This window comes from Bombilactobacillus sp. ESL1092 (assembly GCF_058107465.1).
The window spans coordinates 963,067-982,450 of record NZ_CM176594.1; the positions used below are offsets into that span (position 1 = coordinate 963,067).

Below are 19,384 nucleotides of genomic sequence, written 5' to 3' on the forward strand. Positions count from 1 at the left end.
GTGTTTTAAGCAAAAAAAGGACTAATTCTGGTTACATATCAGAATTAGTCCTGCGTATAAAATTTTAGCTTGCTGTAATTTTTAAAGTTAGAAGCCACGATCCATGCGATAAAGTTCTTGGAAATGGTGGTTATTAGCGGCTAAATCTTTGGGATTACCTTGCATTTTAATTTGACCTTGGTCTAAAAAGACCACTTGGTCAACGTGATTAATGCCTTGTAAATGGTGGGTAACCCAAATGATGGTTTTGTCTTTTAAAACTTCAAAAATAGTTTTTAATAAATCATTTTCGGTAATGGGATCTAAACCAACCGTTGGTTCATCAAGTAGCACAATTGGCGCATCTTGCAATAAAATGCGGGCTAGCGTGATGCGTTGTTGTTCACCACCGGAAAAGCGTGCGCCCGCTTCGCGTACGGATGTTTCGTAGCCTTGGGGTAATTGCTCAATTAAATTAGTTAATTGAACAGCATCTAAGGCGGCTTTCACCTCAGCATCCGATTTTGTTTCGTTACCAAGGCGCACATTATTTAAGATAGATGTATTAAATAAAAATGGTTGTTGGTTGAGAAAAGAGAACAATTGCTTTTGTTCGTCTTGAAGGGCTCGCACATTGATCCCGTTTAAAGTAACTTGACCCTTTTGGGGAGTTAAGTCCCCGTTGATTAATTGTAGTAGGGTCGTTTTACCGGTACCACTAGGCCCAATTAAAGCCACCTTTTGTCCCCGCTGAATGGTTTGATTGAAGTCTGTCAAAAGGATCGGAGAATCTGCATCATATTCAAATTGCAAATTTTCTAATTTTAAAGTTTGAAAATCTGTCGCAGCTAATTTTTGTTGCGGTGGTAATTGTTGCAGGGTGGGATGAAGATTATTGAGACGTTTAATCGAATCTTTATAAACCGGATATTCTTCAAATCCCTGACTAATTGGCACAATGGCCTCACCAATTGGAGCAACTGCCAAGACAAAGGCTGCCGTGTAGTTAGCTCGCATTTGCGTATTAGTGAAGTGCAAATTGGTGAAAATAATCATGGCTAGAAAAATTAGTACTAGAATGACTTGCAGATAGAAATCCCGTTGCCAACGAAAATGTTTACTCTTTAATTTGGAACTGTTTAATTGCGCAATAGTCTGGGTAGTTGTTTGTTGAAAGTCTTGTTTGCGTCCAGATAAAATCCAATCATTAGCCCCCAAAATATTATCGGTTAACTGAGTATATAACTGATCAGTTAACGCTTTTTGGTGACTACGACGTGCGGCTTCAATTGCGGTTGAAGCTAAAGGTACAACCAAAATTTCGAGTAACAATAAAATGGCGGTGATAATGGCAAACCATAAGTCAAAATAGCCAATACCAATGGTGACAAAAATAGCTAAAAGGATCCCCACAACAGTGGGAAAAACCGTTCGCAGATACAGGTTTTGTAAATGATCAATATCTTCGGATAATAAGCCCAGCAGATTACCACTGCGATATTTTTCATTAAAGAAAGCCGCATCTTTTTCCACTGTTTTATACAGGCGAGTTCGCAAATCGGAGGTGACTTTTAAAACCCAATTATGACTTTTTAAACGTTCGAGATATTTAAAAGTCGGGCGGCCGATTCCAAAAGCACGTGTTAACAAAATGGCCGGATAGATCATTAAAATATTGTACGGATGAGTGGCCGAGCGATCAATGGTATAACCAGAGGCAAACATTAAGGCGCCACCACAGAAAATTGTCAGAAAGCCTAAGAATAAGGCTGTAGCTAAAAGAAATTTATATTGTTTCAGGTAAGGTTTAACCCAAGTATCGTGCTTCCACATTATAGATCACCTCGCATTTGGAAAGTTAGATCAGCAAAGGGGCCACTCGTTTCTTGTTGTAGTTGTTCAATTGGTCCTTGTTCCACAATTTGGCCGTGATCTAAGACAATGACATAGTCCATTTGTTGGAGCCAATGCAAACGATGCGTAGCAAAAATAACTAAGTGTTGGTCAAATAAAGGCAACATGGTTTGCTTGAGACGATATTCCGTTTCAATATCTAAATGGGCCGTTGGTTCATCTAACAGAATAATGCGGCGCTGTTGGGCCAAAAAGGCCCGTGCTAACATGATTCTTTGGGCTTGACCGCCGGAAATGCCCCGGCCGCCTTCACCAACAGGAGTATTTAATCCCTGCGGTAAACTCGCAATAAAGTCGGTTAAACCGGCCTGCTGGGATGCTAGTTGAACCTGTTCATCAGTGGCCTCAGGTTGATAAAAGCGAATATTGTTGGCAATTGTGTCACTAAACAAATACGGCTTTTGCGGTAAATAGGTGATTTGTTTTTGCCAATTAGTTTGGGACAAATGTGGTAAAGCTTGATCATTAAGCTGGATTTGTCCGTTATTCGGAGTGAGAAAACCACCTAAAGTATCTAAGAGGGTGGTTTTGCCAGCGCCAGATTTGCCGATAATGGCGATTTTTTGATAACCATGGAGGTTTAAATTAATGTCGTGGAGATTAACCAACTGGTTTTGGGTATCATATTGAAAGTTTAGATGGGACACTTTTAACGTGCTTTGTTCATTCCAAGTAAAGTTAGTTACGAGCTGTTGATCGCTGACCACGGGTTGATCTAATAATTCAGTGGCTGCAGTGAAGGCATTAGCCCCATCTAAGGTGGCATGATAATCATTGGAGAAATTTCGTAATGGTAAGAAGTACTCCGGTGCTAACACTAAGGTTACCAGGGCAGGGTATAACGGAATTGAGCCCTTGATTAAAGCTAAACCTAAAAAGACGGCTAATAAAGCAATGGAGAGCGTGGTAAACCAATCTAGAGCAAAAGTCGATAAAATAGCAATGCGCAAAGTACTCATTGTTTTTTTACGATAATTTTCACTAACGGTTTGGATATTATGCGCATAATCTTTACTTAAACCGAGCATTTTCAGGGTAGTCAAGCCGCGTAAAGCATCCAAAAAATGATTCGACAGCACCACATATTCATTATATTGCGCGTCAGCCTTGTCTTGAGCCGCGTAGCCTAAAATAATCATAAATAAAATAATGACAGGAAAAACTAACAGCAAAATAATTCCGGATGTCCGGTTTTGGAAAAAGATATAAATTAAGATAATCCATGGAATAATCATCATGTCCATAAACTTGGTCAAAATCAAATTAAAATAATTATTAACTTTATCCATTCCGTCGAGTGTTTCGGTGACTAAGTTGCCCGAACCGGCTGTAGAAATAAAGTCGGGCCCCGTTTGATAAATTTTGTCTAAAATATCTTGGCGTAAGTTTTCGGTTGTCTGAGTGGCAAAGTGATCTAGCAGAATATTCTTTAACCAGACCAGCAAGTGGCGAATTAAAAAGGCAATTACAAATCCGATTGTGGGCTTGAGTAATGCGTGTAAATGCAATTGCCGCCAAGAAAAAACTAAGGCCTGTGTGAGGAAGCTAGCTTGTAATAAAATCATAAATGCTTGCAAGACGGTTAGTCCTGCAAGCATTACGAATAGTGATTTAACTTTGGGTAATTTGAATAAACGTTTATCAATCATAAATTAATTGGTCGCTTTCCCAGATGGTACCCGTTGTTTAAAGATATAGTAAGACCAAGTAAAGTAGATTAAAACAATCGGCAGTAAAATGCAGACTACAATAGTCATAATCGTTAAAGCTGCGGGTGAAGAGGAAGCATTTTTAATTAAAATGCTATTGGCAGGGTTAGTCGCAATCATGACCCGTGGGAATAAACCGTTAAAGATTAAGATCACTACAAAGGCTAAGGATAAGCCACTGCCAAGTAAACTCCAGACTTCATGATCTTTGTACGTTCCCCAAGTCCCGATGATAGACATCAAAACGATGAGTAAGGTAATTAAAGTACTAGAAACAGGTTTATTAGTGAAGAAGTCTGTTTGGAAAATTACTAGTAAGGCAAAGACAACTTCACCAACGAACAAAATAGGATAGAGATAGCGATTAAGATTACGTGCCCGTTCTCTTAAAATGCCCGTTGTGGTTAGTCGTGTATAGTTTAAGCCGTGAATTAAAGACATTAAGACGCCTGCAATTCCACCAACTAATGATAACCAGTTAATAATATCAAAGAAACCAGCATGCATATCGCCTTGCGCATTGATTGGCACACCTTGAATCATACTGAAGAAAATAATACATAACATTAAAGGTGCGACTAAGCTACCAAAGACAAAGACGTTATACCAAAGGTGCCGCCCACGCTTGGTTTCGGCATGTTCCGCAAATTCAAAGGAAACACCCCGTAGAATTAATCCGACTAAGACTAATAAGAACATGATGTAATAGCCAGAGAACAAACTCGCATACCACATTGGAAATGAAGCAAACATGGCGCCACCGGCTGTAACCAGCCAAGTTTCATTGACTACCCAGTGGGGGCCAATAATGCGCAACATAGTTTGTTTTTCCTCATCAGTGCGCGCGATAATACCAGAAGCCATGCCCACACCAAAATCAAAACCTTCTAAGAAGAAAAAGCCAACAAAGAGCACACAGATTAAAATAAACCAAATAAATTGTAAGGCAGTCATTAGTCAAAGGCCTCCTTTGCAAAAGGATCCGCAGTTACAGTGTCTTGTTGTGTAGCACTAGGTCCATCAATTGCACTTAAACCATGATGCAATGTTTGCCGTGAGTAATAAATCATAACTCCACCCAAGACGGTAAACAAAACAAGATAAATAATATTACTAAATAATAACTCACCAGCTGTTGTTGATGGTGAAACAGCATCTGCAATAGTGTACAATCCATAAACAATCCATGGATAGCGACCTAATTCGGTAATTAACCAACCACAAGTATTGGCGATGAATGGACACCACATTACGAAACCTAAGATATATAAGAACCAACGTTGATTTTCAATCATGTCATGCTTTTTACGCATCAAGAACAAGCCAACGATGGAAACTAAAGCAAACAAAGCGCCAAAACCAGCCATGACCCGGAAACTCCAGAAAATAGCGGTCGTTGGAATATAGAAGTTTTTAATATTGCGAATACTCTTACTCTTATTATGAGCAAATTTTTGTTTTAATTCTTTGTTAATCGTGTTCATACCTTTAACGGAGCCTTCAGGCTTATGATAAGCTAATAAACTCAACATATAAGGTACGGAGATTTCGTGATTAACTTTATGATCTTTAGTATCAAAAGTAGCGACGATCTTCCAAGAAGCTGGGGAACTAGTATCTTTATATTCGCCTTCTGTAGCAGCAAATTTCATTGGTTGGTCTTGAATAATTTGTTGGGTTTGATAATCACCAGCAACCATGACGCCAATAGAAGCCACTAAACTGAACCATAAACCGAAATGTAAGGACTTTTTGAAGAAAGCACGATCTTTTTGCTTCCGAATTAAGCCCCAAGCACTCATTCCCACGATAACTAAAGCGGCAGTAGCAAAAGCACCTAAAATAACGTGGGGGAACACCCGCCACAATTGAGGATTACCAACAATACTACCAAAATCGGTCATTTGGGCATGATGCGTTTTACCGTTGATAGTAAAACCGGTAGGATGTTGCATAAAACTGTTAGCAGTTAAAATCCAAATAGCTGATAACATGGTACCAATGGAAGTCAACCAAATAAATAAGGCGTGAATTCCGGGCTTGAAACGATCCCAAGTAAACATCCAAACGCCAAGAAAAGTCGATTCCAAGAAAAAGGCCAATAAAGCTTCAATCGCCAGAGGAGCACCGAAAATATCGCCCATGAAGCGAGAATAGTTGGACCAATTCATTCCAAACTGGAATTCTTGGATTAACCCAGTCACAATGCCGACCGCAAAACTTAGCAAAAATATTTTGCCCCAGAATTGGGCCATTTTTTTATAAATTTCCTGCTTCTTAATTGCATAAATGGTTTCCATAATTGAAACTAAAAAGCCCATTCCAATTGAAAACGGTACAAAAAAGAAGTGGAAAATCGTTGTTATCGCAAATTGTAATCTTGCTAATGATAACAATGACAAACTCAAAGTTAACATGAATTTCACACTCCTTAAATTATGTAAAATTAATTACATTAATCCATAACTTACCAACTATTACTTTACCACAAAACGAACAAGAAAAACGCTTTTTTGGCTAAAAATGCTTTTTAAAATATCGCTTAAATAAAAATTAAAGCAGTCTTTTTTTAATTTTTTAAAACAAAAAAGAAACGACAACTTAGTTGTCGTTTCTTGGAGGAGTAAGGATGTGAATACAATTTATATGTTGTAGCAACCTATCGGTTATCTACACTAATAATAGTATTCATTAATTATGATGAAAATGTGAAGAAAAAGTGGTAAAAGTTAGTTTTTTGAAAATTAGGGTTTGTTTTTGGTTTTAAAGCGACGATGTTTATTGGTTGGAGCTGGTGGAACGGAGTTTTGGGTCGGTTGATAATAGTTATTAGCATAATTATTATCAAATGACGGATTAGGTTGTGGTGGTGCTGGGTTGGGGTTTTGTGCCATAGGATTAGCTTGATTGGGTGCAAAGTTTTGCTGTGGCTGATTGAATTGATTATTATTCATTTCAGGATTATTCATCGGTTGCGGTTGGTTAGGATTTTGATAGTTGTTCGGTGCCATTGGTGGCTGTTGAAAGTTAGGATTAGAATTTGGTTGATAATTATTGGGAGCTTGATAGTTATTATTGACCGGTTGTTGATAATTATTCGGCATTTGCTGCTGATTGTTGACAAAATTATTTTGATCCGTGTAACCGTTATTCGTAGGATTTTGATAATTGTTATTATTGTTATCGTAAGAACTATTGCTATAAGCATTACCGTATTCATCAACGGCTGGTGTAAAGAAGAAGCGAACGATCAGATTGGCAATGACCATGACCGTCCCAATGCCAATACCAACCCAAGACCAAATCATAATCCCAGGAAAACTTAAAGCATTAAAAATGCCCATCACGCCACCTAAAATGAGAATAATAAAGCTGGTAATAGCTGGTACAATGCTGGTACTAGCATTGCAAACAATGTAAATAATTCCAGCAATTAAATATGATAAGGCTACTAGGACACTAGCGGTACTACCTAAGTCAGCGTAACCCATTAATGCTTGAATAAAACTATCAAATTTAAATTGAATCACAATTACAATGGCTAAGATAATGGTAATAATCCCGGTAATTAGCCTTGCTATTTTCATAAGAAAAAAACCTCCAGCATAATTTAAACATTGAATAAGAGTTAGAACTAATAAGAATTTTATCTAAATTAGAACAAAGTCAATATAGAATAGTTCAAAATTTTATTGCCTTTTTTAAAACTAATACAAATACTCTAAGTTTTTTGTTTGAATTAGATCAACTTGTTGTACTTGTTTAGTTTAGCTAATTGCATTTTACCGCAAACTGTGGTTTGAAACCAATAATTTATTAATAAACTATTCTGTTGTACAATGAAAAAAATTGAGGTGATTAAATGAAAATTGGACTTGTAGGTGCTGGCCGAATTGGCAGTGCGATGATTAAAGGATTATTGAAAGCGGGCATTAGTCCCCAACAGATTATCGTTAAGGGTGGACGGCACCAAACGGCAGCTAAGTTAATTGCGCAGTATCAGTTGGGAGCAGCGCAAAGTGTATCGGAATTGTTGGATTGTGAAGTTATTTTATTAGCGATTCCAGCACCAGCGGTGCCAGCAGTGATTCAAGAGTTAAGTCAAGATTATGAGGGAATGATTGTTTCAGTTTCTGGTGGTGATTTAACACAAATTAATCAATCATTAACTGGGGCAGCTGGTTTTGCCAAGGCAGTACCTAATACGGCAGTGGAAATTGCCCAGGGAATAATTGCTGTGAGCTTTCAAAAACAAGAAACGGCGGCTCATCAAGAACTGGTGACCAATTTATTTAACAAACTAGGTCAAGTGTACGTAGTTCCTGAACAGCAGTTGAGTATTTATGGTACGATTGCCGGTTGTACACCAGCATTAATGGCGGTAATGATGGATGCTTTAAGTGATGCTGGAGTGTATTACGGCATGAAACGTGAAGATAGTCATCAAATTATCTTACAGATGCTGCAAGGCACAGTCCAATTAGTGCAAAATCAGCAACTAGACTTTGAAGCTTTAAAGGATTACTCAGCTACTCCTGGTGGTTCCACGATTCGCGGAGTGGCCGCTTTAGAAGAAAACGGCTTTCGCGGAGCTTTGATTAAAGCGATTAAGGCTTGCGAAGAAGGTTAGTGTTTGAACAAATCTTATATTTATAAAAAAAGAGGTTGGATTTTAAATTTCCAACCTCTTTTTTACATACAATTAACAACTATTATTCTGATCTTAAGGCCGTGGCCGCATCTTTTTTGGAAGCCATGCGGGCCGGAATATGACCACCTAAGACAGTTAAGATGGTGCTGACAATAATTAAGACAATCGCATGGAGCGGATTTAATTTAGCAACGTGACTTAAACCGGTCATATTTTCTAAAATAACGTTGGCAGGGAAAGTTAAGAGCCAAGCAATGATAACACCTAAAATTCCGGAACCAATGCCTAAAATAGTAGTTTCAGCATCAAAAACGCGCGTAATATCTTTCTTACGAGCTCCTAAAGCTCTTAAAACTCCAATTTCTTTGGTTCGTTCAATAACGGAAGTATAAGTGATGATGGCAATCATAATCATGGAAGTAACTAAGGAAATGGCCGCAAATCCGATTAACACGTAAGTGATAGCGTCCATTAAACCACCGGTAATGCTGGTGATGTTGCCCGCTAAGTCTACATACATAACTTGATTAGCTTTACTCTTATGCTTATTATATTTGTCTAAATAAGCGGTGATTTTGTTTTTCTCTTTAAAGTTATTGGGATAAATTTGAATCGAATTAGGCGTATCGGTAGCTCCCAGAGCAGTCAGAGTTAAAGCACCTTCCATACCTTTTAATGGCGTACCGGTGATCACATTATTCTTACTCTGCTTTTGAGCTAGCGCAATGTGCGAATTCTTATTGATGTTAATGACTTCTTTAGTCAAACGGTCAGAATAGGCAATTCCACTCGATAATAAACCGTCAGAATTTTTAGAAGTAGTTCGTAAAATACCGACAATCTTCAAGTTAATAGTGTCATGAGCCGTGGCCATTTGGCTGTAATCTTTACTAGGGACAAAGTTGCCAGTTGGTAATTGCTGGTAAAAATTGTTATTCGCAATGACTTGAATGTTAGTATTCAATAATTGTTGTGGTTGAATGTGCTGTTGATCTTTGAATGAAAAACCAAGATTTTTCAACGCATCTAAGTTCAGATTATTTTTCTTATCAGTAATCAGAACAATTTCGTGATTATTGGTAGGGTATTTACCAGCTAAAACGCGATAATTTTTCTTGAGGAAACTTTGTTGATTATTGCGATCAACGGGGTAAACACTGCCACCAATACCTAAGTTAGAAGTAACCATGCTTTGCGCATTGCTAGATTCGGAACTGCTGATATTAGTTGTGGCAAAAGATACCGGCCGGTATTGGCCGTGCACTTTGCGAATTAAATTTAAGCCGGTCGTATAGGTATAAGCAATATTTTTACTATCAGACTTTTTGATCTTGCGAATATAATTTAAATATTTGGGCGTGATTTTATTCAAATGTTGGGCAGAAGTTAACTGATTAGCTTGTGCTTTCAGCTGTTTGCCTGAAGCAAACTTTTGACTACCAGTGCTACCAGAACTGTCGCTTTTTTGCATTTGCTTTTGATCCGCTGTAACTTGCGAAATGGTAATTGGAAATTGCGATAAAGTTTCCGATTGGGTGGCGTCGATTTGTTTTTGAAAACCATTCGATAAAGCTAACACGACACCAATACTAATAATACCGATACTGGACGCCAAAATAGTAAGGAAAGTGCGGCCTTTTTTAGTTTTGATATTGGTAAATGATAGTTTTAACGCCGTCCAAAAACTCATCTTAGTACGTACGGGATTAAAGTGTGGTTGTTCATCCGGTTCTTGATAAGGATTAGAATCGTTTTGAATTTGACCATCAGAAAATTCAATAATGCGATCAGAATATTGGTGTGCCAAATCGGGATTATGCGTCACCATAATGACTAATCGTTCTTTGGATAAGTCTTGAATTAACTGCATAATTTCGTTACTGGTCTTAGTATCTAAGGCCCCCGTTGGTTCATCAGCTAATAAAATCTGGGGATCATTCGCCAGGGCCCGCGCAATGGCAACACGTTGTAATTGTCCACCAGATAATTGACTGGGCTTTTTAGATAGATGTTCTTTTAAGCCGACACGTTCCAATGCTTGTTGGGCTTTTTGTTTCTTTTCAGCGTTCGAAACGCCACTCAAAGTCATTCCTAAACTGACGTTATCTAAAATACTTAAATGACTGATGATGTTGTAATTCTGAAAAATAAAACCGACGGTATTATTACGATAAGCATCCCAATCATCTTCTTTAAAAGTTTTGGTTGACTTACCGTCAATAATTAAGTCACCAGAATCGTAATGATCAAGGCCACCGATAATGTTTAGCATCGTGGTTTTACCGGAACCGGAAGGTCCGAGGATTGAAACAAATTCTTTAGAACGAAAGGCAACAGAGACATCATCTAATGCTTTGGTGGTCGTATCGCCGACTGTGAAGTACTTTTTAATATGTTGCAGTTTCAGCATGGTTCTCTCCTAATTTAAAAGATTCATTAATTATGAGCTCATTTTAACGCTTTTTGAAAATGAAAACTATCATGTTTTTAATTAAAAAGAAATAATCAAAAAAACTTTCAATTCACCAGCAAGTAAATTACTCGTGAATTGAAAGTTAATCTAGATTTTTAGTTGAAAGTAATTATTCAGTTATTGTATGAAGTGTTTAATCCCACCAAAGCTTGATTAAGCCTTGAGTGCCTAAATCACCATCGTGCTTTTGGTCAACTAGTTGTTCGTATAGTTCTTTGGCTTGTTTAGTGGCAGGCAAATTCAAGTGCATTTCGTCAGCAGTGTCTAACGCAATCCGCAAATCTTTTAAGAAATGTTTACTGAAAAAGCCTGGAGTATAATCGCCTTTTAATACCCGAGGACCATAGTTTTCTAGACTCCAATTAGCTGCACTACCACCACTGACTGTTTTGAGCACGTCTTGTAAATCCAAGCCCGCGGCTTTAGCGTAAACAAACATTTCAGTCATACCAGTCATGGTACCGGCAATCATAATTTGGTTAGCCATCTTGGTATTTTGCCCGGCTCCTGCCGGACCAAACAGGTTAACTTGACCGCTAAAATCAGGGAATAAAGCCTTAATTTGGTCATAGACTTCGCGGCGGCCACCAACCATCACGGTTAAAGTCCCATTTTTGGCACCAATATCGCCACCAGAAACGGGGGCGTCTAAAACTTTCGCGCCCAATTTTTCGCCGCTAGCTGCCAGTTTTTGTGCTAACTGCGGTTTTGAAGTTGTTAAATCAATTAAGAATTTATCATGGACATCAGCACTAAAAATGCCGTTATCGCCGTAATAAACCTGCTCAACATCTTGAGGAAAACCGACCATAGTCAAAATGACGTCGCTTTGTTCAACGACTTTTTGGGGATTATCTTCCCAAGTAGCGCCCTGTTGTACGAGATTGTCAGTTTTAGATTTTGTACGATTGTACACCCAAAGTTGATGGCCCGCTTTTAAAAGATTCACAGCAACTGCATTTCCCATTACGCCTGTACCGATCAAACCAATTTTCATTTCTATGACCTCCAAACGAAAAACTACGAATTAGTAACTTGTGTGGTGCGTTTCTGCAGGTTAGTACCAACTAGTACTATGATAATTATAACGCTTAAAGCGATCATGGATTCAAAAGTTCCAATTAAATGATTAGGATTGAATAGTGGTGCCGTGTATTTGAAGAACCAGACAGAAAATGAAAAGCCTAAACTAGTTAAAGCAGAGAATGAACCCATGACAATGGGATAAACTTTAGCTGTGGCTAAATTGGATAATAAAAAAGGCACAGTAATCAAAGTAACTGAAGCACAAGTTCCAATTAGAAAAGCGCCTAATGCACTACTCCAAAACGCATGGGAGAAAATAAATAATGCTGCCCCAATGGCTGCAGAACCAAAGCCGGCTGCCAATAAATAATTACCAAAAACCTTGCGGTAAAGACTAATAAATAACCCCGCCACAATAGAAGCTGCGCGGACAAACAAGAGGGCTTGACCGGAAGTGCTAGGACCACCAATGTGATAAGTGTGTAGGTAAATGGCCATTTTATTGGACATTACAGCGGCTAAGACTTCCACAAACGTAGAAATGACTACTAAACCAATAATTAAGCCCCAATGATTTTTCGCAGCATAAGTTTCATTAACAGCTTGATCTTCACTAGGCTTAACGTTCGGAATAAAGATTAAAGCTAAAATCAATGCGATAACCGTGATGAAGTAAATGTAATAGTTATGAACCCAGCTAATGTTGGCTAAATAGCCGCCAACCACGATCCAGACCATAGCAAAACCATCTTCTAACGCGACATTGAAGCCAAATTGAGTTGACCGTCGTTCACCTTGGTAATTGGCTGCAGATAAACTAGGCAAAACAGTTGTAATCGCGCCACTACCTAAGCCGACAATCAAAGCAAAAAAGATTAGTTGGTTGACACTTTGGTGAATGAAGATAGGTAGTAAGCCACCAGCGGCTAATAAAGCTAGGCCAATAGCGGCTGCATATTTGTAAGTGATTTTGGTTAAAATAAAACCAAAAATAAAAGAGGCCAGCATGGATGCTACATCACCGATAGACGCAATGGATTCAACTTGAGTCGCATCAGCGTTGGGAAAAGCTTGTTGAATTTTGACGATGGACGGGGCCATGATGGAATCCAAGCGCGTCACCGTGGTGAGAGCAATAATACCGACTAAAGTAGAAATTTGTACTTTACGAGTATTCAAAAAATGTTCCTCCTGAAAATAATTTGTTGCTGTTCAATTATGATCTAGTTAAATCTCAAAGCTGTTGGAGCTGGGTAGTTAAGTATTAAGTAGGTACTGGGCGAGATTTTGGATTGAATTTTCACCGCAACATAAAAAAAGCTACTCTCTTTTAATGAGAGTAGCCAGAAATTTGCTCATGAAGTTCTTAATTATTGTCATTACCAAAAATAGCTAACAGATTCATTAGTAAATTGATAAAATCTAAGACTAAATTCACGGAAGCGACTAAAGCTAAGGCGCCTAAGTTTTGGCCTTGACTATTGGCATAAATCCGTTTGAGGTCTTGGGAATCAAAGGCAATATAGCCCATGAAAATAACAATCGTTAAGATATTAATGACTAAAGCAATCATTGGACTCTTAAAAAGAAAGACATCTAATAAGGAAACCACTAAGATAGCAACTAAGCCAATTAATAAAGTCCGACTCCAAGACGATAAATCGGTTTTGGTGAAATAACCATAACCGGCCATTACGAAAAAGACAACGGAAGTCAAAATTAAAGCTTGGGCAATACTTTTAGCGGAATAACTAAAAAATAATGGTACTCCTAAAAATGAAAAAACAAATAAAAAGGCGAGGTAACAGACAAACGTCATTAAATAAGAACTTTGCGCAAAACGTTGACACATGGTTAATAAAATCATGGACAAACCCACAATGATAATGGTTGATAATAACCAATGTTGTGCGCCCCACATGATGATGGGCATGGTGAAAGCTTGATTTTTAGCAAGAGCAAAAGCTGCCATTAACCAAAAAACAATGCCTAAACCAGTATATAGATAAACTAAGGAAGTAAAACGGCTTAAACCAGTTGCTTGGGATTCTTCATAAGTTTGCATAAATAACCTCCATTATTAATTGATTAAAACATACTGGATACTTAAGATAAAGTCAAATGCTTATGACGCCAGGTGATTGGTAGATGTTAATTTAATCTGGTAGCTGGTAAACTAAACGCAGATTGAATTAAATAAATTGTAATTGTTGAAGGAGAGAAATCGTGAAGTATTCGTTAAAAGCTTTAGTTTCCACAGCGCTGATGACGACAATTATTATCGTTTTGGGATTATTTCCGGGAATTCCGTTGGGTTTTATCCCGGTGACTATTGTATTGCAAAATTTAGGCGTGATGCTGGCAGGGGAGTTGTTAGGCCCTAAAGCAGGGACAGCGGCCGTAGGATTATTCTTATTATTAGTGGCGCTAGGTTTTCCCTTTTTATCAGGTGGACGTGGTGGAATAATTAGTTTCATTGGACCAACGGGAGGTTACTTAGTTGCTTGGCTATTTGTTCCATTATTGGTCGGCAGTACTTTAAAGCGCACGTTATTTTCTACCAAATGGTGGACGGAATTTTTGGTGGTCTGGTTGCTGGGCGTTGTTGGCGTTAATTTAGTTGGCGCTAGCTGGTTAGCAATTCAAAGTCATTTAGCCTGGAGTAAAGCAGTAGTTTCGAGTTTGGCGTTTATTCCGGGAGATACACTCAAAGCGATCGTAGCAGTTTTTTGTGCCCGTAGATTACGGCCATTGTTGCATTAACGGAAAAATCTAGTAATTAATTTGTTAACAAAAAGAGACTGGTCTTTAGCAACGAGTTACTGATCGAATTGTCAAGAATGTCATCAGTAAGCTGCTATGGCCAGTCTATTAAATTATTATTAGTAATAATTATTTTTCACTTGAAACGTCAATCTCCTCTAGCGGGATAATCTTAGTGTGGTGTTTCCATTTGTAACCAAAATATAAGATTAGAACTAATGGAATGCCAATATAAGTAATTCCAATTTGCTGCCAATCCCAATGTACAAAGGCATCAATATTTTGTCCACCGATGACTAGGATACACAAAATTAAAGCAATAATTGGTCCTAAAGGAAATAACTTAGCGTGGTATTTGAGTTCACTTAAATCATGACCTTGTAGCACAAAGGCTCTCCGGAAACGATAATGACTTAAGGCAATGCCAACCCAAGCGATGAAGCCGGTTAAGCCAGAAGCGGCCACTAACCACATATAAATCTTTTGCCCAAAGATGCTGGTTGCGAAAGTTAATAAAGAAATTAACATAGTAGCGCTTAAAGCCAGTAAAGGAATACCATGTTTGGTTGTTTTGCCAAACGCTTTAGGAGCGTAATTTTCGTGTGCTAAGGCATATAACATTCTTGTCGAAGCATAAGCACCAGAATTAGCTGAGGAAAGTACGGCTGTTAAAACAATGGCATTCATTAAGCTGGCGGCAAAAGCTAGTCCAGCACGTTTAAAGACTAGGGTAAATGGCGAAACAGCAATATTACCATTAGCCGCACTCAATAAATTCTTGCTGGTGTAAGGAATTAAAGCAGCAATCACAAAGATAGATAAAATGTAAAATAATAAAATCCGCCAAAAGACTTCTTTAATGGCCTTCGGTACTGCATGTTCTGGATCTTCTGATTCCCCCGCGGTTACACCAACTAATTCAGTTCCTTGGAAGGAAAAGCCGGCAATTAAGAAGACATTTAAGATGGCTGGAAAGCCGCCAACAAAGGGGGCCTTTTTATAAGTGAAGTTCTTTAAACCAGCAGCCGGATGATACATAATTCCTAAAATCATGGCAAAGCCAATGATTAAGAAGACGATAACCGTCACCACTTTAATTAAAGATAACCAATATTCGGTTTCACCGAAGGTAGAAACGGTTAAAGCATTAATCAAAAAGATCACGACTAAAATGAGTAAACTCCAAATCCAACCGGGAGTATGGGGCAACCAGTATTGAATCAATAATGCAGCTGTCGAGATATCAATCGCAACAGTAATAGCCCAGTTGAACCAGTAATTCCACCCCATCGCAAAGCCTAGTGCGGGGTCAACATATTTAGCATTATAGGTAGCAAAAGAACCCGAAACGGGTAAATGAGTGGCTAATTCACCTAAACTAGTCATTAAAAAGTAAACCATGATCCCCATGGCCAGATAGGCGATTAAGCCGCCCCCCGGGCCAGCTTTAGAAATTGTCGAACCTGAGGTCATGAATAAACCAGTTCCAATACAACCGCCTAAAGCGATCATGGAAACATGGCGGTTTTTAAGATTGCGTTGTACGTGATCTTGTGAACCTTTTTCTGCCATAAAAAAATCCTCCTAAGTGAGAAGGACTCTAAAAACGATTAAAGCCTCTTTACGAAAATCGTAAAGAGGCTACTAGTATAAAATCGTAGATAGCGCCCCGCAATTGTTATTAATTGCGACAGTCTCAGACTTATTCAATCTGAACCCAACAGTGAATAAATGAAGTTAAACACCATTTCGGCTAAAAGTCCTTTCACGTTCAGGCTTAGATTCTTCATAATCGACTGAACGTTACTCTTAAATTTAGCAACCTCTTCTTTGATTGTTTGCTTTATAATTTTAGCGCAAATTGTTGGAAAGTCAAGCCAACTTAAAGCAAGTAGTGGTAATTGGTGAAAAGTCAATTAATCCAAAATGGTTCGGTTAAAAAGAACTCATTTGAATAAGCTTTAACCGGCTAATTTAACAATTGGTATAGTTTTGGCAGCTGCTAAGCTTTAATTGCTCGCAAGTCTAGCTAGTTTTTTGAAAAATGGTATACTTATTATTGATTTTAATCTAGTAACCAAGAATTGATTTTGATGATTGGGGTAGGGAGAAAACATTGCGTAAAAGTAAAGCTTATAAAATTGCCATTCGGGCGATTTTGATTGCCATTATTTTGATTCAATCAATGACGCCATTTTTAGGTTATATTCCTTTAGGGGTACTTAATGTTACAATTATTCATATCACAGTTATTGTGGCAGCAATTGTGTTAGGCCCCAACGATGGAGCTTTGATTGGTTTTATTTGGGGGTTAGGTTCATTAATACGTGCTTATGCAGCGCCGTCTAGTATTTTGGACACGATTGTGTTTACCAATCCGGTGATCTCGGTCTTGCCACGGATTTTAGTTGGCTACTTTGCTGGTTGGGTTTACCGCTGGTTATCTAATAAGCTGAAAAGTAAAACGCCAGCAATGGTGGTCGCTGCTGCTATTGGAGCATTAACCAATACATTATTAGTTTTAGGTTTAATGCGGATTCTTTATGCTTCAGCGATGGCGGCATCTTATAAAGTGCCGGTTAAAGGATTAAATTGGGCAATCATGGGAGTCGTTGGCAGTAATGGGGTGCCAGAATTATTGGCGGCGGTGATCATTGTACCGATTATTTCCTTAGCTATTTTTAAAGCTAATAAGTTTTTGGAGCGCTAATCCAGCAAGTATCGGGGTTATAAAGAACAATTAATGTATTGCTAATAAGATTATTGTTCCCATTTTCTTCAGTCAACCAATAATTAACTCACAGCTGCCTATTCAACAATAAGGGGGAAATTTGTGTCATTATTTTTTACATGCTTGTTGTTAATTAGTGCAACTATTGCAGCTAATATCATTTATTCACTTTATCCAAAAATTCCGTTAGCTTTTTATCAAATTGCCACGGGTTTTGCTTTGTCTTGGCTACCGGAATTTACACACTTTAATTTAAAACCCGGAATTTTCTTTTTGATTATTATTGCACCACTCATGTTTAATGATGGTCAGAATACAGACTTTCATAGTTTAAAAAGTAATTTTCGTAATGTGTTGTCATTAGCGATTGTACTAGCCATTTTAACGATTGTTGTGGGCGGCTTTTTCATTCACTGGCTGTGGGATGCTTTACCATTAAGTTTGGCTTTAGCTTTAACAGCTATTGTGGCGCCTACCGATGCAGTGGCGGTTTCTTCCATCACTGCCGATATTGAAGTGCCAGAATCTTTAATGCAGAATTTAGAAAATGAATCGTTATTTAACGATGCCTCGGGCTTAGTGGCTTTAAATTTGGCGCTCGCAGCGTTTGTCACCGGAAAATTTAGTATTTGGCATAGCGTTGGGACTTTTTTGACGACTTTTGTCGGTGGAGTTATTGTGGGCATTTTGTTAGGATTAGTACTCGTTAGTATCCAAATTGTTTTTCAACGCCGTTTATTTGATGCGACTGCGATTACAGTTCCCTTTAATGTCTTGGCACCATTTATTGTTTATTTAGTGGCCGAAGAATTTCATCTGTCAGGTATTTTAGCCGCCGTTGCTGCGGGGGTAGTGTTTGGTATTTATAAACGTCAGCTACGCTTGACCTCATCATCGAATCAAGTGGTTTTATCATCAACTTGGGATATTATATCTAATTTATTAAATGGGTTTGTCTTTGTCTTATTGGGAATTAGTTTGCCCCGCAATTTGCTAGCCATCGTCGATTATAATAATTTACATTTTTCCACATTGTTGTTATTGGCAAGTGGTTTGTATTTGTTGATGTTAGCCTTGCGGTTTTTATGGGTGTACTGGCGCTGGATCAAATTACCGGATACAGGTCAAAGCTTGGAAAAAACCAGTCTGATCATTGCTTTGAGTGGAATTCACGGCACAATTACTTTAGCAATGGCATTTTCGTTACCCATTATGCAACATGGTAAGTTGATTCCCTTTCGAACAGATCTGATTTTTGTGGCCGAAATTATTATCTTGTTGAGTCTAGTTGTGCCCACTTTGTTGTTACCACGACTCTTACCGGCCAAGGTCAGTCCATTTACGATTAACGAATTTACTGACCAACTAGTAAAATTGGTTAACTACGCGATTCAGGAGTTACGTGAAAATAATGACCAAAATCCACTAGCACTCAGCCATGTCATTACATTATTGAATAGCCAAAAATTAGATAATGCCCGAGCTAACCCTAAGCAAGTACGAAATTTATTAGAAAAAACCGAAAGTATTGAATTTACAGCAATCGATCACTTTGTGCAAAATAATGAAGATATCGATTCTAAGATTGTTTGGCAATACAATCGCCAACAGATATTGCAAATGCGCAAAATTATTACCAATCCATTAATTCAGTTGAAGATGTGGTGTAAGCTAGTGGTTTTGCGCTGGCGGATTCGGCGGTTAAGAAGAAAACGAGCAGTGCAGTTGTCTAAAAAAGACCGTAAAGCGTTGGCTTATAATAAGGAGCAGTTGCGTAAATTGGAGAATGTCGGTTATCAGGCTGTCAGTCAATATTTAAAGCAATTACGTGATCCAGAAAATATTGCCGAAGTTAATTTAGTGCAACATTATTATGCTTATCGGCATCAGCGCTTCAGTAACAATGAAACGGATGAAACCCAAGAACGTGATTTGATTATTATTGCTTTTCAATATGAATATGAATTTGTGCAACAAGAACTCCGCAAGCATCAGTTAGCTCCGGAGCTAGTTACGGCTTTAAATGAGAAAATTTCCACGGACCAATTTGTCTATATGATGTCTGATAATTAAATAACAAGTTGACTGCTAATCGCGGCTAATTTTGAAGCACAATTAAAAACGGTTCATCGCCAGTT

At 38.2% G+C, this 19,384-nt stretch carries 14 protein-coding genes and 1 riboswitch; of the genes, 4 read left to right on the forward strand and 10 right to left on the reverse strand.

Features of this window, described 5'->3' with window-relative positions; all coding sequences use genetic code 11:
- Positions 1-87: 87 nt before the first annotated feature.
- The 5 genes from cydC to AC3B6Y_RS04455 form a co-directional block, all read right to left on the reverse strand.
- Positions 88-1,812, reverse strand: coding sequence for a thiol reductant ABC exporter subunit CydC (cydC, locus tag AC3B6Y_RS04435; RefSeq protein WP_489790507.1), 1,725 nt, complete (start codon positions 1,810-1,812; stop codon positions 88-90).
- Complete coding sequence (cydD, locus tag AC3B6Y_RS04440) at positions 1,812-3,542, reverse strand: thiol reductant ABC exporter subunit CydD (RefSeq protein WP_489756926.1); 1,731 nt, start codon at positions 3,540-3,542, stop codon at positions 1,812-1,814. Before cydD ends, cydC begins: the two co-directional genes overlap by 1 nt.
- Before the next feature lie 3 nt (positions 3,543-3,545).
- Entirely contained in the window at positions 3,546-4,556 is a 1,011-nt protein-coding gene (gene cydB, locus AC3B6Y_RS04445; protein WP_489756927.1) for a cytochrome d ubiquinol oxidase subunit II, read from the reverse strand.
- The gene (locus tag AC3B6Y_RS04450) at positions 4,556-6,019 is read right to left on the reverse strand and encodes a cytochrome ubiquinol oxidase subunit I (RefSeq protein ID WP_489756928.1); all 1,464 of its coding nucleotides are present in this window, start codon (positions 6,017-6,019) and stop codon (positions 4,556-4,558) included. Before AC3B6Y_RS04450 ends, cydB begins: the two co-directional genes overlap by 1 nt.
- Before the next feature lie 327 nt (positions 6,020-6,346).
- Positions 6,347-7,189, reverse strand: a complete 843-nt coding sequence (locus AC3B6Y_RS04455) for a hypothetical protein (protein WP_489790509.1) — start codon at positions 7,187-7,189, stop codon at positions 6,347-6,349.
- A gap of 275 nt (positions 7,190-7,464) precedes the next feature.
- On the opposite strand from AC3B6Y_RS04455, the gene AC3B6Y_RS04460 reads away from it, so the two are divergent.
- Positions 7,465-8,232, forward strand: a complete 768-nt coding sequence (locus AC3B6Y_RS04460) for a pyrroline-5-carboxylate reductase family protein (RefSeq protein WP_489756930.1) — start codon at positions 7,465-7,467, stop codon at positions 8,230-8,232.
- Positions 8,233-8,314: 82 nt separating this feature from the next.
- Here AC3B6Y_RS04460 and AC3B6Y_RS04465 read toward each other — a convergent pair whose 3' ends face one another.
- The 4 genes from AC3B6Y_RS04465 to AC3B6Y_RS04480 form a co-directional block, all read right to left on the reverse strand.
- Positions 8,315-10,663, reverse strand: a complete 2,349-nt coding sequence (locus AC3B6Y_RS04465; RefSeq protein WP_489756931.1) for an ABC transporter ATP-binding protein/permease — start codon at positions 10,661-10,663, stop codon at positions 8,315-8,317.
- Between the two features lie 196 nt (positions 10,664-10,859).
- Positions 10,860-11,723 (reverse strand): NAD(P)-dependent oxidoreductase, encoded by an 864-nt coding sequence (locus AC3B6Y_RS04470; protein ID WP_489756932.1) that lies wholly within the window; start codon positions 11,721-11,723, stop codon positions 10,860-10,862.
- Between the two features lie 23 nt (positions 11,724-11,746).
- On the reverse strand, positions 11,747-12,931 hold the full coding sequence (locus tag AC3B6Y_RS04475; protein WP_489756933.1) for an MFS transporter: 1,185 nt from the start codon (positions 12,929-12,931) through the stop codon (positions 11,747-11,749).
- A 187-nt stretch (positions 12,932-13,118) separates the two neighbouring features.
- Positions 13,119-13,817, reverse strand: coding sequence for a Bax inhibitor-1/YccA family protein (locus AC3B6Y_RS04480; protein WP_489756934.1), 699 nt, complete (start codon positions 13,815-13,817; stop codon positions 13,119-13,121).
- Positions 13,818-13,975: 158 nt separating this feature from the next.
- Here AC3B6Y_RS04480 and AC3B6Y_RS04485 point away from each other — a divergent pair, with 158 nt between their 5' ends.
- Positions 13,976-14,515, forward strand: coding sequence for a biotin transporter BioY (locus AC3B6Y_RS04485; RefSeq protein WP_489791506.1), 540 nt, complete (start codon positions 13,976-13,978; stop codon positions 14,513-14,515).
- A 129-nt stretch (positions 14,516-14,644) separates the two neighbouring features.
- On the opposite strand, the gene AC3B6Y_RS04490 is transcribed toward AC3B6Y_RS04485, so the two are convergent.
- Positions 14,645-16,087, reverse strand: coding sequence for an amino acid permease (locus AC3B6Y_RS04490; protein WP_489756936.1), 1,443 nt, complete (start codon positions 16,085-16,087; stop codon positions 14,645-14,647).
- An 82-nt stretch (positions 16,088-16,169) separates the two neighbouring features.
- Positions 16,170-16,351, reverse strand: a riboswitch (Lysine riboswitch).
- A 280-nt stretch (positions 16,352-16,631) separates the two neighbouring features.
- On the opposite strand from AC3B6Y_RS04490, the gene AC3B6Y_RS04495 reads away from it, so the two are divergent.
- Positions 16,632-17,225: an ECF transporter S component gene (locus AC3B6Y_RS04495; protein WP_489756937.1), complete on the forward strand. Its 594-nt coding sequence runs from the start codon at positions 16,632-16,634 to the stop codon at positions 17,223-17,225.
- Positions 17,226-17,348: 123 nt separating this feature from the next.
- Complete coding sequence (locus tag AC3B6Y_RS04500) at positions 17,349-19,319, forward strand: cation:proton antiporter (RefSeq protein ID WP_489790511.1); 1,971 nt, start codon at positions 17,349-17,351, stop codon at positions 19,317-19,319.
- The last annotated feature ends 65 nt before the right edge of the window (positions 19,320-19,384 follow it).